Annotated in this window: 13 protein-coding genes and 1 other RNA gene; 12 read left to right on the top strand and 2 right to left on the bottom strand. The window is 35.4% G+C overall.

Annotation, left to right across the window (positions count from 1 at the left end; all coding sequences use genetic code 11):
• Positions 1-279: 279 nt before the first annotated feature.
• Positions 280-628: a transfer-messenger RNA gene (gene ssrA / locus JN09_RS06070) on the bottom strand.
• Positions 629-906: 278 nt separating this feature from the next.
• Between ssrA and potA the strand changes: the two genes are divergently transcribed.
• The 10 genes from potA to recN all read left to right on the top strand — a co-directional run bounded on the left by potA (position 907) and on the right by recN (position 10,917).
• Positions 907-1,965: a spermidine/putrescine ABC transporter ATP-binding protein gene (potA, locus tag JN09_RS06065; protein ID WP_204433778.1), complete on the top strand. Its 1,059-nt coding sequence runs from the start codon at positions 907-909 to the stop codon at positions 1,963-1,965.
• 1 nt (position 1,966) lies between these two features.
• Positions 1,967-2,803, top strand: coding sequence for an ABC transporter permease (locus tag JN09_RS06060; RefSeq protein WP_204433777.1), 837 nt, complete (start codon positions 1,967-1,969; stop codon positions 2,801-2,803).
• Positions 2,800-3,585, top strand: a complete 786-nt coding sequence (locus JN09_RS06055; protein ID WP_204433776.1) for an ABC transporter permease — start codon at positions 2,800-2,802, stop codon at positions 3,583-3,585. The genes JN09_RS06060 and JN09_RS06055 overlap by 4 nt, the downstream gene beginning before the upstream one ends.
• Positions 3,585-4,658 (top strand): ABC transporter substrate-binding protein, encoded by a 1,074-nt coding sequence (locus tag JN09_RS06050; RefSeq protein WP_204433775.1) that lies wholly within the window; start codon positions 3,585-3,587, stop codon positions 4,656-4,658. Before JN09_RS06055 ends, JN09_RS06050 begins: the two co-directional genes overlap by 1 nt.
• A gap of 128 nt (positions 4,659-4,786) precedes the next feature.
• Positions 4,787-5,158, top strand: coding sequence for a transcription antitermination factor NusB (gene nusB, locus JN09_RS06045; protein WP_204433774.1), 372 nt, complete (start codon positions 4,787-4,789; stop codon positions 5,156-5,158).
• A 4-nt stretch (positions 5,159-5,162) separates the two neighbouring features.
• Positions 5,163-6,515: an exodeoxyribonuclease VII large subunit gene (gene xseA, locus JN09_RS06040; RefSeq protein WP_204433773.1), complete on the top strand. Its 1,353-nt coding sequence runs from the start codon at positions 5,163-5,165 to the stop codon at positions 6,513-6,515.
• Positions 6,503-6,715: an exodeoxyribonuclease VII small subunit gene (gene xseB, locus JN09_RS06035; RefSeq protein ID WP_204433772.1), complete on the top strand. Its 213-nt coding sequence runs from the start codon at positions 6,503-6,505 to the stop codon at positions 6,713-6,715. The genes xseA and xseB overlap by 13 nt, the downstream gene beginning before the upstream one ends.
• A gap of 4 nt (positions 6,716-6,719) precedes the next feature.
• Positions 6,720-8,567 (top strand): 1-deoxy-D-xylulose-5-phosphate synthase, encoded by a 1,848-nt coding sequence (gene dxs / locus JN09_RS06030; RefSeq protein WP_204433771.1) that lies wholly within the window; start codon positions 6,720-6,722, stop codon positions 8,565-8,567.
• A gap of 10 nt (positions 8,568-8,577) precedes the next feature.
• On the top strand, positions 8,578-9,246 hold the full coding sequence (locus tag JN09_RS06025; protein WP_204433770.1) for a TlyA family RNA methyltransferase: 669 nt from the start codon (positions 8,578-8,580) through the stop codon (positions 9,244-9,246).
• A 9-nt stretch (positions 9,247-9,255) separates the two neighbouring features.
• Positions 9,256-10,917 (top strand): DNA repair protein RecN, encoded by a 1,662-nt coding sequence (recN, locus tag JN09_RS06020; RefSeq protein ID WP_204433769.1) that lies wholly within the window; start codon positions 9,256-9,258, stop codon positions 10,915-10,917.
• Positions 10,918-10,937: 20 nt separating this feature from the next.
• Here the strand turns inward: recN and JN09_RS06015 are convergent, their stop codons facing one another.
• Positions 10,938-11,114: a hypothetical protein gene (locus JN09_RS06015; RefSeq protein ID WP_204433768.1), complete on the bottom strand. Its 177-nt coding sequence runs from the start codon at positions 11,112-11,114 to the stop codon at positions 10,938-10,940.
• Positions 11,115-11,186: 72 nt separating this feature from the next.
• Between JN09_RS06015 and dinB the strand changes: the two genes are divergently transcribed.
• Together dinB and JN09_RS06005 are read left to right on the top strand one after the other, a co-directional pair.
• Positions 11,187-12,362 carry a DNA polymerase IV gene (dinB, locus tag JN09_RS06010; RefSeq protein ID WP_204433767.1) on the top strand — a complete coding sequence of 392 codons (1,176 nt, stop codon included), beginning with the start codon at positions 11,187-11,189 and terminating at the stop codon, positions 12,360-12,362.
• Between the two features lie 48 nt (positions 12,363-12,410).
• Positions 12,411-14,645 (top strand): ABC transporter ATP-binding protein/permease, encoded by a 2,235-nt coding sequence (locus JN09_RS06005; RefSeq protein ID WP_204433762.1) that lies wholly within the window; start codon positions 12,411-12,413, stop codon positions 14,643-14,645.
• Position 14,646 lies beyond the last annotated feature (1 nt).

The following is a 14,646-nucleotide window of genomic DNA, read 5'->3' as shown; positions in this document are numbered from 1 at the left end:
GGTCACCTTGGCTTTCAGTAGAGTGCAGAAACGTGTATGAATACACCTTTATTATAACATTATTTATTATGTTTTGTAAATATAAAATAAGTCAATTCATCCCACCACCTATAGAGGTAGGGGACTTCTTGATTGGGGTGTTAAAACGATAGTTCATCGATATATTTAATCAGTATTTTACCATAAAAACATGTAATATTATAGTTTATAAAACAAAAAAGCTTCGATATTTGAGGCGAATGCTAATTCGCTTATATATCAAAGCTTTACTTATTGAATTGGTGGAGATGAGGGGAGTCGAACCCCTGTGCAAAGCCCTAAACAATGATACTTTCTACATGTTTAGTCAATCAGTTAAATTCATCTAGGAGACATAGATTGACATATTTCTCATAGACTAACCTTGTTAATTCGTTTAGTCGCTTAAGGTGGCAGCAGCTAAATATATCTTACTGAGTTGTACCGCGTCTAAGTCGTAAGAATACTTAGAGTAGGCTCGCACTTTTTCTTAAGCAGCGAAAGCTAAATTTTGGTTTCCGGTTATTTAGAACCTCGTGTGTTTTTACTTGCACCACCAAGACATGCTTATATCATTTTCAAAACCCTGACGAATCCAGAAAACATCCCCAGCAAAAGCATTATAGTCTATTTAATCGTATAAATCAATCAAATCATGTTATTAATCCCTTGTTATTTTAGAAGGGATAAAAGTAGAAGATTATTGTTAGAAAAAAATATCTGTTACTTTTTGATTGACATCTTTTTGAATTACTATATAATAGTATTGAATTTGGTTTATAATTGCTTAACCTAAAGTTTAATTATACTAAACATAAGAAAATGTAAGCATACCACTAAGCCATTTAAAGATTTTTTGTTTAATCTTGATAAACAGTGGAGGATAACATGAAAAAAGTAATCGAATTAAAAAATGTAACCAAGGCTTTTAGTAGCCAAGTGGTACTAAAGGGGATAGATTTAGACATCTATGAAAATGAGTTTGTGACATTACTAGGTCCTTCTGGATGTGGTAAAACAACAACTTTAAGAATTATTGGTGGTTTTGAAAAACCTTCTAAAGGTGAAGTTTTATTCAATGGCGTTTCGGTGGTAGATTTACCTCCACATAAAAGACCAACGAATACGGTGTTTCAACGCTATGCTTTATTTCCACATCTTGATGTGTATGAAAACGTTGCTTTTGGACTTAGATTAAAACTGAAGAAGTCAAAGCTTTCCAGTAAAGAAAAAGAAGCAGAGATTGAACGTAAAGTATCTAAGTATCTTCAAATGGTTGGTTTAGTGGGCTATGAGAAAAGAAGCATTAATAAGCTTTCTGGTGGGCAACAACAACGTGTTGCCATCGCACGTGCGCTAATTAATGAACCAGAAGTACTATTACTAGATGAACCACTTGCTGCACTTGACTTAAAACTTAGACAAGAAATGCAATACGAACTTAAAGAGATTCAACGCAATGCAGGAATTACCTTTATCTTTGTAACTCATGATCAGGAAGAAGCGCTAACGATGAGTGATAAGATTGTTGTAATGAATGATGGTGAGATCCAACAAATAGGAACACCTGAGGATATTTATAATGAACCAATTAATAGATTTGTCGCTGGGTTCATCGGTGAATCAAACATCATTGAAGGCATTATGAAAGATGATTATCTAGTTCATTTTGATGGTAAGGATTATGTCTGTGTTGATAAAGGGTTTAAGCGAAATGAAGAAGTGGACATTGTCCTACGTCCTGAAGATTTAGATATTGTTGCACAAGGCGAAGGCTTTATTGATGGGGTGGTTGATTCGATCATCTTTAAAGGTGTTCACTATGAAATTGATGTTAAGACCAAAGACCGTTTATATACCATTCATACGATAAAGTATCACGAAGAAGGCTCTGACGTATCCATCATTTTTGACAAAGAAGATATTCATGTCATGGAGAAGTGGTAATATGTTTAGAAACCCTGTATACAAGGAGAAAAGTCCTAAAAAGAAGCTCACAATTAATTCGACTCAGTTAATGGGTATTCCTTATTATGGTGTATTGATTGCACTCATTTTAATTCCAGTAATTCTGATTGTATTCTATGCAGTTACTGAAAGGGTAAATGACCTTTTCATCACGTTTTCCTTAACTTATTTCAGACAGTTTATAAATGAACCAGCGTTCATTAAAACCATGTTTGATTCAATCAAACTTGCGGTTTATACAACGGTTGTTGCTTTAATGATTGGGTACCCTACAGCTTACTTAATCACGAAGACAAAGAAGAAAACCCAAAGCTTACTTATATTAATTTTAACTGCCCCTATGTGGGTAAATATGTTATTAAGAACACTCGCGTGGAAACAACTTTTTGAAATGTTTAATGCCGATTTACTCGGCACAGATTTCGCGATTATCACAGGGATGGTTTATGTATTCTTACCATTCATGGTGTTGCCTATTTACACCGTTTTATCAAAGATTGATCCCAAACTTTATGAAGCTGCAGATGATTTAGGGGCTTCTAAGGTAGAGACATTCTTCAAGGTGACATTACCCCTTTCAATAAGTGGGATTTTATCAGGAATCACAATGGTGTTACTTCCAGCAGCAACCACGCTAGTTATTCCTAAATACTTAGGTAAGAATCGTTATCTTATTGGTAACTTAATCGAAAATAGGTTCTTACAGTTTGGAGATTGGGGTTATGGGTCTGCAATTGCAATCATCCTTTCAGCACTCATCATGGTTCTTGTATACTTAACAAGAAAACTTGATAGAAATCCGGAGGCAAAAGAATGAAAAAACTTCATAAGCCACTGGCAAAAGGATTCATGGGGTTATTGTTAGTATTCATATACGCACCAATCGTATCCTTAATTGTATTCTCATTTAATGAAAATAAGAGTTTAACCAATTGGGGAGGTTTCTCCTTAAAATGGTATACGAAACTCTTTGATTCAACAGACATTATGACAGCAGTCGTAATGACCCTATTAATCGCAGTATTAGCGACACTGATTTCAACTGTGATTGGGACGTTTGCGGCAATTGCTTTAAGTAAGTCAAAAAAACTGGTAAAAGATATGGTTTTAACGGTTAACAACATTCCTATCGTTAACCCAGAAATTGTTACCGCAGTTGGGTTATTGTTATTGTTTGTAAGCTTTCAAATAGATAGAGGCTATACAACAATGTTATTGGCTCATATAGCGTTTTGTACCCCTTACGTCATCATTACGGTTTACCCTAAGGTTAGATCATTAGATCCTAACTTAGCAGAAGCCGCGAACGACCTTGGGGCAACCCCACTACAAGCTTTAAGAATGGTCATACTACCTGAGATTAAAGTGGCTGTGGTTGCTGCTGCCGCAATCGCATTTACGATGAGTTTTGATGACTTTGTTATTTCGTATTTTACTGCAGGTTCTGCAACCAATATTAGCATTTATTTATACACGTTAAGACGCGGTGTTGAACCGACGATCAATGCGTTATCGACCATCATCATTTTGGTCATTGGACTTTTAGTTACTTATCGGTTCTTTAAGTCAAGCGAAGAAGAGAAAAAGGAGATTGATTAATGAAAAAAATTATTGCATTATTAGCACTTGTGCTCACTGGTGCCACTTTATCAGGGTGTGGTATTGTTAGATCATTTACCTGTTCAAGCAAAGAAAAACTAGCTTTATTTAACTGGGGCGAATATATTGATCCAGACCTAATTAAAGCATTTGAAAAAGAAAATGATGTATGTGTAAACATGTCAACATTTGATTCGAATGAGTCAGCCATCACAAAGATGAAGACTCAATCGTTTGACTTAATTATTCCAAGTGATTATGCGGTTGAACAAATGGTTGAAGAAGATTTGATTGCTGAAATCGACTGGTCAAAAATCACAGATTTCGATAAAGAAACAGAATTAGCTACAGGCTTAGTTTCCATTCTGGAAAACGTAGATTTTGACATTCTAAAATATGGTGTACCTTATTTCTGGGGTAATGTTGGTGTTTTATATAATAAAGACAAAGTCTCATTAGAAACCCTAGAAGCAAAAGAGTGGGAAATATTCAACGAGGATTTAGAAGTCGCATTCTATGACTCTTCTAGAGATGGCTTTATGGTTGCCTTAAAAACATTAGGGTATTCTATGAATACTACAGTAACTTCTGAATTAGAAGAGGCAGAAGCATGGCTAACTGCTCTTGCTAAGAAGGACAATGTTGTATTCCTAACTGATGAAATCTTGGATGACATGGTTAAACTGACTTATGACATTGCTTTAACGTATAGCGGTGATGCAATCTATTTAATGAGTGAACAAGAAAAACTCGGATTCTATGTACCAAATAGCGGAACCAACGTTTGGGTAGATACCATGGTGATTCCTAAGAATGCGAAGAATGAAGATTTAGCATACAAGTTCATTAATTTCATGCTTTCTTATGATTCACAAAAAGCGAATACAGAATACGTTATGTATACAACTGTAAGAAAAGATCTATATGAAGAATTGATTGTAGAAGGCTCTGACTTCTATGATTATGTAGAGGCTTATAACGTCGTTATTCATGAGAATGATGAAGTTTATGGCTTTAATTCAACAACCAAAGCTATCATGAGCGATGCTTGGGCAAGAATAAGAGTACTTTAATAGTGGGGATGCAACTTGCATCCCTTTTCTTTTGATTTTGTTATGTTTAGAAAGCCTATATACTATGTATATTGTGCTATAGGATTTACAATGTTTATGGTAAAATAGTATAGAATTGAGGTTTTATTATGGAAAAAACAAAACATGAACTACGTGTTGAAGCAATGCATTTGCTTTATCAACAAGATTTACGCGAAGATTTAATCGTTGAACCATTTAAATTAGGGTTCGAACTATATCAAGGGGTAATGGACCACTTGAGTGAAATTGACACACTTATCAAAGACAACCTTTTCAACTATTCAATTGAAAGACTTTCTTTCGTCGACCGCGCCATTATTAGACTGGCTGTATACGAAATCAAATATACCGATACACCAAATCCGGTAGTCATCAATGAGGCAGTTAGACTTACTAAAAAGTTTTCAAACTTAGATGATGAGAAACAAAGTGCGTTTACCAATAAACTACTAGACACAATAGCCAAAAGAGTAGGGTGATTCTATGCAAGACGTTAGATATCTAACCGTCAGTGCTTTAACGAAGTATTTAAAAAACATCTTAGAGAATGATACCCATTTAAGACAAATATACATCAAAGGTGAAATCTCGAACTTGACCAAACATTCTAGAGGTCACTACTATTTCACACTTAAAGATGATAAAGCTCAAATTCGCGTAACCATGTTCGCGAATTATGTGATGAAGCTGAATTTCAACCCAAAAGATGGGGATAAAGTCAAAGTTTTAGGCGCAATGAGTTTGTATGAAGCTGGTGGGTCTTATAACATTAACTGTTTCCAAATGGAAAAAGATGGTGTTGGAGATCTCTTTTTGGCTTATGAAAAGCTTAAAAATGAACTTCAAGAAAAGGGCTATTTTGACCCATCTAAGAAAAAACCAATCCCTGCTTACCCTAAAGCCATTGGCGTAGTAACCTCACCTACGGGCGCGGCCATTAGAGACATTATTCATACAATTGAACGTAGATACCCATTAGCTAAACTTATCTTATACCCAGCGTTAGTTCAGGGTGAAGGAGCTAAACAATCGATCTCTAGCCAGATCAAAAAGGCAAATGACGATAAACTCGTTGACACTTTAATCGTTGGTAGAGGCGGTGGGTCTATTGAAGACCTTTGGGGATTCAACGAACTGGAAGTCGTGCTTGCAATTTATCAATCAGAAATTCCAGTGATATCCGCAGTTGGACATGAAACAGACTTCACTTTAAGTGATTTTGTTTCAGATTTAAGGGCACCAACCCCTACAGCAGCTGCAGAGCTTTCAACCCCAAATATCATCGATATATACGAACTGGTTAATAACTACCGAGATACGTTAACCAAGGTAATGAACTCATACATTCAAAACCAAAGTATGAGGTTAATGAACTTAGATGAACGCTTGAGCAATGCCTCACCTAAGTCCCATATCATCAAACTAAAAGAACGCTATGAAAATAATGATTACTTGTTGAAACGTAATTACTTATTACAGCTTGAACGTAAAAAAGAAAGACTAACTTACTTAGATTCCAAACTAAAATCATTTGATATATCTCATTTAATCAAGCTGAAACGTGAAAAATTAAGTCTTTTGGATGGGTCTTTATCTAGAAATGCAACTTATCTAATCGAAAAGAAAAACAACCAATTTGGATTATTGGTAGATGCTTTAAAACACTTAAACCCTTTAGCCTTAATGGATAAAGGATATACTTATACAACTAAAGATAACAAACGAATAGAGTCCGTCAATGAGTTATCCATAAACGATACACTCATTACCCGAGTTAAAGACGGACAAATCCATTCGGTTGTTACTAAGAAGGAGACACTATCATGGAAAAAATGAGTTTTGAACAAGCCATTCAAGCTTTAGAGAAAACCGTTAAGGCACTCGAAAACAAGGACATCGCTTTAGATGAAGCTGTAAAACTTTACAATGAAGGTTTAGCGCTATCTAAACTATGTTATGAGTTATTAACTGAATCTGAAAAACTAGTCGTCAAAGAAATGAAACCGGAAGGCGAATTAGACTTTAGTCTTGAATAAACCTATGGAATTAAAAGACATTAAAGACCCTGCATTCTTAAAAGAACTATCGATGAAAGAATTAGAAACCCTAGCAGAAGAGATTAGGGTCTTTTTGATAGAAAATATCTCCAAAACTGGGGGGCATTTAGCCTCTAATTTAGGTGTGGTTGAATTAACGATTGCGATGCACTACGTGTTTGACTCTCCTAAAGACCCCTTTATCTTTGATGTTGGACATCAAGCCTATACCCATAAAATCCTTACCGGTAGGGCTAAAGATTTTTCAACTTTAAGACAACATCGAGGCTTATCAGGTTACATTAATTACGATGAATCAGAACATGATTTATGGGAATCCGGTCATGCAGGGACTTCAATCTCTGCGATGCATGGGTTCTTAAAAGCTAAAGAACTCAAAGGTGAGTCTTGTGACGTCATTGCGTTAATTGGTGACGGCTCTGTTACATCAGGTATGAGCTTTGAAGCACTTAACCTCATCGGTTCAGACCCAAACCATAAAGGCATTATCATCCTTAACGATAATAATATGTCTATTTCTAAAAATGTCGGATCATTGTCTAAAGTCCTTACCTCACTTAGAGGCAATAAGTTCATTAGTAAGACAAGAAGACTATTAGAAAAAATATCCCCTAACTTTGTATATAAAGTCTATAGACGCCTAAAAAGAGTTTTTAAAGCATTCTTCCAAGCGAATAATGTCTTTGAAGATCTAGGGTATGTATACATCGGTCCAGTCAATGGAAATTCGATGAAAACAATGATTAAGACATTGAAAATGGCTAAAAAAATGAAAAAGAGCGTTGTGATTCACGCAGTTACTGAGAAGGGTAAAGGCTTTGAAGTAGCTGAAATGGACCGTAAAGGCACTTATCATGGTGTATCGCCATTTGACTTAAATACAGGTGAAATGGTTAAAAAAACTCAAGCAGGGTATGCTTCTTTTAGTGAAGTTATCAGCGAAGCAATGATAGAACTACAAAAAGAGATGAATACATTTGTAGTGATGCCAGCCATGCTTGTAGGTACTAAATTTGAAAAATTCTATAGTTTATACCCAGACCGTCTAATCGATGTTGGGATTGCAGAAGAACACGCAGCTACCATGGCAAGCGCCATGGCTAGAGAAGGTATTAATGTGTTCTTACCCCTATATGCGACATTCGCCCAACGAGCTTATGACCAAATCATGAACGACATCGCTAGATCAAACACTAAAGTCATCTTTGGTATTGACCGTGCGGGGTTTGTTGGTGACGATGGGTCAACCCACCAAGGCTTATATGACGTATCGATGTTTTATAGTATGCCTAATGTGGTAATCACCATGCCTAAGGATGCCGAAGAAGCCTTTAACTTATTAAGATACGGGTTTATGCAGGATAAGCCATTTGTCATCCGTTACCCTCGAGCAGAAACGATGTTTGACAAACAAAACTTACCTAAGTTTGAAGACATTAAACCTCTTTGGACAACGGTTCAAAAAGGTGAAGAGATTGCGTTAATCTCCTATGGTCCTGGGGTTTCTTTAATGGAAGAAGTAGCGAAAGAACTTGGCTTAAACGGAACGATCATTAATGCTAGATTCATTAAACCGATGGATTTAGAAACACTAGATGAAGTCCTTAAAACACACAAGAAACTACTGGTTTATGAAGAAGCTTATGGAAGTGGATCTTTGTATCCTCAAATTCTGAAATATATGGCTAAAATGCTGTATAAAAATGACATCAGAGGGATGTCAGTAGAAGAAATCATCCATCATGGGACTCGCCTAGATAATCAAAGGGATGCCAAACTCACCAAAGAAGATGTCATTAAAGCCATCAAAGGTTTATATGAGACTCGATAGGTATATGGTTATGGTCTTTAATAAAACCAGAAGTCAAGCTCAAGATTTAATCAAACAAGAAAAAGTCTTGGTTAATGGCGTGGTTGTAACTAAGACAGGGTATGAACTTAAAGAGGAAACTGTAACCATCATTGATGACCTCCCTTATGTTTCAAGAGGTGGATTAAAACTCAAAGATGCTATCGACAGTTTCAAGATCGATATCAAGGGTTTAGTGATGGCAGATATCGGTTCTTCTACAGGCGGATTTACGGATTGTGCCCTACAAGAAGGGGTATCGTTGGTTTATGCTTACGATGTTGGTAGTAACCAACTTCATGATTCATTAAGAAACCATCCTAAGGTCAAACTATTTGAACAAACCAACATATTAGATGTCACACTTGACCCATCAATTAGGCTTTTTACAGTGGATGTGTCGTTTACATCAGTTAAACCCATATTAACCCATATCAAAGATACACAAGGTCTTTACATTGTTTTGGTCAAACCTCAGTTCGAGGTTGGCCCAAAATACATCAAAAATGGCATTGTTACTAACCCTTTAAAGCAAAAAGAAGCTTTAAATGGTATTATCGAATATGTAAGTGCATTAGGATTCAAAATCATAGGCAGTAAGAAAAGCGACTTAAAAGGCAAAATGGGTAACCAGGAGTATTTATTAATCCTTAACAAATAGAGGTGTCGTATGCTAAAACGTTTAAAAATCGAAAACTTAGCGATTATTGAAGATTTGGAAATTGGATTTCAACAAGGCATGACTGCATTAACCGGTCAAACTGGTGCGGGTAAGTCATTGTTAATTGATTCACTCAAACTCCTATTTGGGGCTAGAGCTGACCAAGATCTCATTCGTTTCGGTAAAGAAGAAGCCATTGTTGAAGGGTTTTTTACCAATTTAAATGATAGACTTAAAATAGAACTTGAACGTCTAGGGCTGAACAGTGATGAACTGATCATTAAAAGACAAATCAACAGAGCTAATAAAAACCTGTTGTCGGTCAATCAAAAATCCATTACGCTTCAAGAACTTAGAAGACTCACCTATTTTCTAGGAGATATCCATGAACAACACGATATTACTAAACTCCTAGACCCAAAATTACAGTTATCTTTAATCGATCAAATCGCATATGAAGATATCGAACCTTTATATAACACTTTTGTGATTCAAAAAGACAAATACAACCAATCCAAGCATAAATACGAACTCGCATTAAAAGATAAACAAAAGAAAGAAACTGAACTGGAATCTTTAAAAGATCAATTCGATGAACTCACAAAAATGAAGTTAATTGAAAATGAAGAAGAAACATTAACGATTCAGATCGAAAAACTATCCCATCAAGAAAAAATCCTTAGTAACGTTAACAAAGCCTTTGAAGTATTGGATGAACTCTATCAAAAAGGCGATTTATACGAAGCAGGGGATGCCTTGGGAGAAATCAAACATTATGATCCACTTTATCTAGAGGGTTCAAATAGATTAAAAGAAATATATTATGAACTGGAAGGGTTTAGAAGTGATCTTAAAAAGAGCTTAAACATGTTCGATTATTTTAGCGACTCTGAACTCAACAGCTTAGAAGAAAGACTACATGAGATTAAGACGCTTGAAAAGAAATATGGAAAAACAGTTTCTGAATTAATAGAGTATAAGGCAGAATTAGAAGAAAAAATCCTCATTTCCGAGGATTATGAAGGCTATTTAAAGAAGCTTAAGACAGAGTCGACCGAAGCCCATAAAACGCTTATTAAAGCGGGTATGGCCCTAAGAAAAGAAAGAATGAAGTTATCCAAAGCACTTGAACAAGAATTGATAAACGAACTCAATCAACTTGACCTAGATAAAGTTAGATTCGAGATTACCTTTGAACCTTTAAAAGAAGACGTTGAACTATACGATGACGGCATTGATTTTGTCACGTTTAATATCGGACTTAATGAAGGTGAACCACTCAAACCTCTTTATAAAACAGCATCAGGTGGGGAACTCTCTAGATTTATGTTAGCGCTAAAGATTGTTTTCGCGAAGACACTTGGTTTAAACCTAGTGGTATTTGATGAAATCGATATGGGTATTTCAGGTAAAGCAGCTTCAAAAGTGGCTTTAAGAATTAAAGCACTAAGTAATCTTTTACAGGTCTTATCGATTACCCATTTACCTCAAGTAGCCTCTAAAGCGGATCATCATTATCATATTAAAAAAGAAGTTAAAGATCATAGAACTCAAACCCATCTTGAGCCCCTTTCTTATGATAGAAGGGTAGAAGTTTTAGCAGAAATGCTTTCCGGTGAACGAATCGATCTTTACGCCATCGAACATGCGAAAGCCTTACTTGTAAAATAAAAAAAGGCTTTCGCCTTTTTCTATGCTTTTTCAATCAACATGATGATTAAACCAACTACAGGTAGTAACACCATTCCAGCTAGGATAATAACAACGATGATTTTGCCCCATAAAGTTTTTAGTGGATTCTTTAGTGTAGGAACATCATAACCAGTTGATGAAGTATTCTTTTTGTTCTTTTTGTCTTTGTCTGCCATAAATTTCACCTCAACTTGAATTTTACTCAAAATCATTATAATATAAAACCACTTAAAAAGAAAGGGATTTCAATGAAAAAACCTGTTCGGATCATCTTTCATGTCGACTTAAACGCTTTTTTCGCTTCAGTCGAGATGATTGAAAACCCACAACTAAAAAATAAAGTATTCGCAGTTGGCGGTGGGCTCAACTTTTTTAGAGGTGGAATTTTGACGACAGCAAGCTATAAAGCGCGTAAGTACGGCATAAAAAGTGGGATGTCAATCACAGAGGCTTTAAACATTTATCCTAAACTCATCGTGGTTCCTAATAGGCACAACATCTACAGTAAGTACTCTAGACTCTTTATAACTTATTTAAGAGGATATACTCCTCTTGTATTACAAGCATCCATTGATGAAGCATATATGGATGTCACATCGATTACGGACATACACCCGCTTGAGTTGGCCAAGAAAATCCAAAAAGATTTAATTGAGTTATATCAACTACCTTGTTCGATTGGAATCGCCCCAACCTTATTCTTAGCGAAGATGGCATCAGACATGAAAAAACCCCTTGGAATTACTGTATTAAGGAAAAGAGACATCAAAGACAAACTTTATCCACTCAGTATTAGTGAGATGTTTGGAATAGGGAAGAAAACTCAACCAAGACTTAAGCGATTAGGCATTTTAACAATTAAGGATTTCATCGATCCGATTAATAAGGAAAAACTGTTGTCTGTAATGAGTGAAAAGAGTTATTACAGTTATTTGAGTGATTTAGAGGGTTCAAGCAATGACATCGTAGACCCAAAAAAATATGCAATACCAAAAAGCATATCCAACGAAACTACGTTCTCATTCGATACCGATGTGGAAGACATGATTCTAACCCAAATTAAAGATTTAGCGAATGAAACCTATGAACGCATGATTTCTGATGATATGCTTACAAAAACCATCGGAATCAAGATTCGTTACGAAAACTTTAAGACGGTTCAAAAATCGCATACACTATTAGAACATACTAATAGTAAAGACATAATTATGGAACAAGTTATTAATCTTTTTGAGACATTCTATTCTGGTAAGCCAGTTAGGTTAGTTGGAGTATCTTTAGGACAATTAGAACAAAAAAAACTCATCAAGGAAACATACGATCTTTTCACTTATGAAAAGATGGAGACTAAGAAAAACACACTAAATGATACGATAGAAGCCATTAATTCAAAATTTGGGAAAAATACCATTAAAAAACCTTGATAAATAGTTGACATTTGTATATTATAGAAATAATGAGGTGAACGCAAAATGATAAAGTTAGAAGGAATTTCGAAATACTATAACTCCGATGCAAACGTAGTTTTAGGATTAAGAAAAGTTAGTCTTGAACTAAAACTTGGAGAGTTTGTTGCGATTACTGGGGAGTCCGGTAGTGGTAAATCTACGCTTCTTAATGTGATTTCGGGTTTAGATAAATACGATGAAGGGGAAATGTTCGTTAATGGCGAAGAGACCTCTTATTTTAGCATTGAAGAACAGGAGCAATACCGTAAACAATATATTGGATTTGTATTCCAAAATTATAATATTATCGATTCATTTACAGTGTTAGAAAACGTAATGGCAGCCTTGATGATTCAAGGATATGACCCTAAAAAACGTAAAGCTAGAGCACTAGAACTCATCGATAAAGTGGGATTAACTTCTCATAAGAACCATAGAGCTAGTAAGTTATCAGGTGGTCAAAAACAAAGAGCCGTTATTGCAAGAGCTCTTGCTAAAGACTGTCCTATTATTGTTGCCGATGAACCAACCGGGAACTTAGATTCCAAAACAGGGTTAATGATTATGGCACTCCTTAAAGAAGTGTCTAAGGATAAACTCGTGGTGGTTGTAACACATAACTATGAACAAGCAGAACCTTATGTTACTAGAAAGATTAGATTATCCGATGGTGAGATTGTTGAAGATAAACCAATTAAGCCAAAAGAAGAGGTTAGTGCTTACGAGCCAAAACCAACCGTCAATCTTGCCTTATTAGATGTGTTAAAGCTAGCTTTTATCTCGATTTTTAGAATGCCAAAGAAAAGCATTCTCTTATTCATTACGCTTCTATTTGCATTAGTAAGTTCGGCAAGCCTTTTATCGCTGAATAATTTCATCCCCGAGTTTTTAGCGGGTGGGGGGGCTGATGGTGGTTATACATATAATAGAATATTTAACAATAACTACAAAGAACGCTTGATCGTTAAGAAAAAGGATAACTCAAAAATTACTCAAGCAGAAATAGACGAACTATATAATATCACCGGAGTTAAATCAGTCATTCATAACGATTATTTGAATGATATTGATTTTGAGATCAAAACAGCTGGAGATAGCGACTCATTCTACAGTAATTCAGTCAAGGCATTGCCTGTGAGTGCTGCTAGAGAGTCCATGCTTGCTGATGGCACTTTGCCTACGGATGATAAGACAATCGTTGTATCAGAATGGTTAGCGATGGCTTACCCAATTGGAACAGAAATTGAATTGATTACAAGGAATCTATTGTACGGAAGTAACTTCGAAGTCTATGGAAAATATAAAATGACGGTTTCAGGGGTGGCAAAATTAACCGGCAACGGAAATGTTATCGTTCATGATTCATTCCTAAACCAGTCTTTAACAAACCTATTTAATCCCAATAACATGATACCGATCTTATCGAAATATGACTCTTTTAATCTTACCTATGATAATTATCAGATAGATAGAGACTATATTTTTAGTTATTGGATTGATAATTCGATCGAAGATGACTATGTATTTTTGGGAGAATCAGCATTTTACTCACTTGCCTCATACATTTATCAGGATCAAGAACCTGATTACAGCGCCCTTAAAGACACACTCCTAGAAATTGGTTTAACTAAACGAGCATTTGAAAAAGAACCTCGTGTAGCAACAGTTAAAGTAGCCAATGAACCAACACTTCCACATGAGCGTAGAATGAATTTTGATACGTTCATTAAACTTTTTGGATATAACGACATGTATCAAGTTACATTGGTTTTAGATAATGTAGATAATTTAGCCAGTGTGAGAAGCAAAATCGATGACTCGTTGATCACTTTTCATCCAGCTTCAGCAAAAACACAACCAAATTATAGTGCAGTAGGTTTCACTACGATGACTAATTTTGTCTTTGTGGTATTAGCAATATTCATTTACATCATTTTAAACTTAGTCTTGAAATCAATCATCCAATCGAGAAAGAAAGACTTTGTCATCTTTAGATCGATTGGAGCAAGCCAAATTGACTTAAAACGCATGCTAATGCTTGAACAAGTTCTTTATGTTTCCATTGCGTTTGTCTTAATGTTTATTCCATTAGTGATTATGAATATCAAGATTGAAGAGTTTAAAGTATTAGAATACTTGAAGTTTAGATCGTATCTCCTGATCTATGGTGCATTCTTAGTAATTCTTCTTATGATTGCCCGCAAGTTCTCTATTAGATTATTTGGACGTAGTGTGATTACCACACTTAAGTCAGAGTAGG

This window comes from Paracholeplasma morum (genome assembly GCF_016907055.1).
Lineage (GTDB): Bacteria > Bacillota_I > Bacilli_A > Acholeplasmatales > UBA5453 > Paracholeplasma > Paracholeplasma morum.
The sequence above is the reverse complement of the archived record's forward strand: the minus strand, read 5'-3'. Positions and strand labels throughout refer to the sequence as shown.

What these genes read in the sequence shown, in the direction of transcription:
- potA (WP_204433778.1), top strand. Translation starts at nt 907, where the DNA reads ATGAAAAAAGTAATCGAATTAAAAAATGTAACCAAGGCTTTTAGTAGC.
- JN09_RS06060 (WP_204433777.1), top strand. Translation starts at nt 1,967, where the DNA reads ATGTTTAGAAACCCTGTATACAAGGAGAAAAGTCCTAAAAAGAAGCTC.
- JN09_RS06055 (WP_204433776.1), top strand. Translation starts at nt 2,800, where the DNA reads ATGAAAAAACTTCATAAGCCACTGGCAAAAGGATTCATGGGGTTATTG.
- JN09_RS06050 (WP_204433775.1), top strand. Translation starts at nt 3,585, where the DNA reads ATGAAAAAAATTATTGCATTATTAGCACTTGTGCTCACTGGTGCCACT.
- nusB (WP_204433774.1), top strand. Translation starts at nt 4,787, where the DNA reads ATGGAAAAAACAAAACATGAACTACGTGTTGAAGCAATGCATTTGCTT.
- xseA (WP_204433773.1), top strand. Translation starts at nt 5,163, where the DNA reads ATGCAAGACGTTAGATATCTAACCGTCAGTGCTTTAACGAAGTATTTA.
- xseB (WP_204433772.1), top strand. Translation starts at nt 6,503, where the DNA reads ATGGAAAAAATGAGTTTTGAACAAGCCATTCAAGCTTTAGAGAAAACC.
- dxs (WP_204433771.1), top strand. Translation starts at nt 6,720, where the DNA reads ATGGAATTAAAAGACATTAAAGACCCTGCATTCTTAAAAGAACTATCG.
- JN09_RS06025 (WP_204433770.1), top strand. Translation starts at nt 8,578, where the DNA reads ATGGTCTTTAATAAAACCAGAAGTCAAGCTCAAGATTTAATCAAACAA.
- recN (WP_204433769.1), top strand. Translation starts at nt 9,256, where the DNA reads ATGCTAAAACGTTTAAAAATCGAAAACTTAGCGATTATTGAAGATTTG.
- JN09_RS06015 (WP_204433768.1), bottom strand. Translation starts at nt 11,114, where the DNA reads ATGGCAGACAAAGACAAAAAGAACAAAAAGAATACTTCATCAACTGGT.
- dinB (WP_204433767.1), top strand. Translation starts at nt 11,187, where the DNA reads ATGAAAAAACCTGTTCGGATCATCTTTCATGTCGACTTAAACGCTTTT.
- JN09_RS06005 (WP_204433762.1), top strand. Translation starts at nt 12,411, where the DNA reads ATGATAAAGTTAGAAGGAATTTCGAAATACTATAACTCCGATGCAAAC.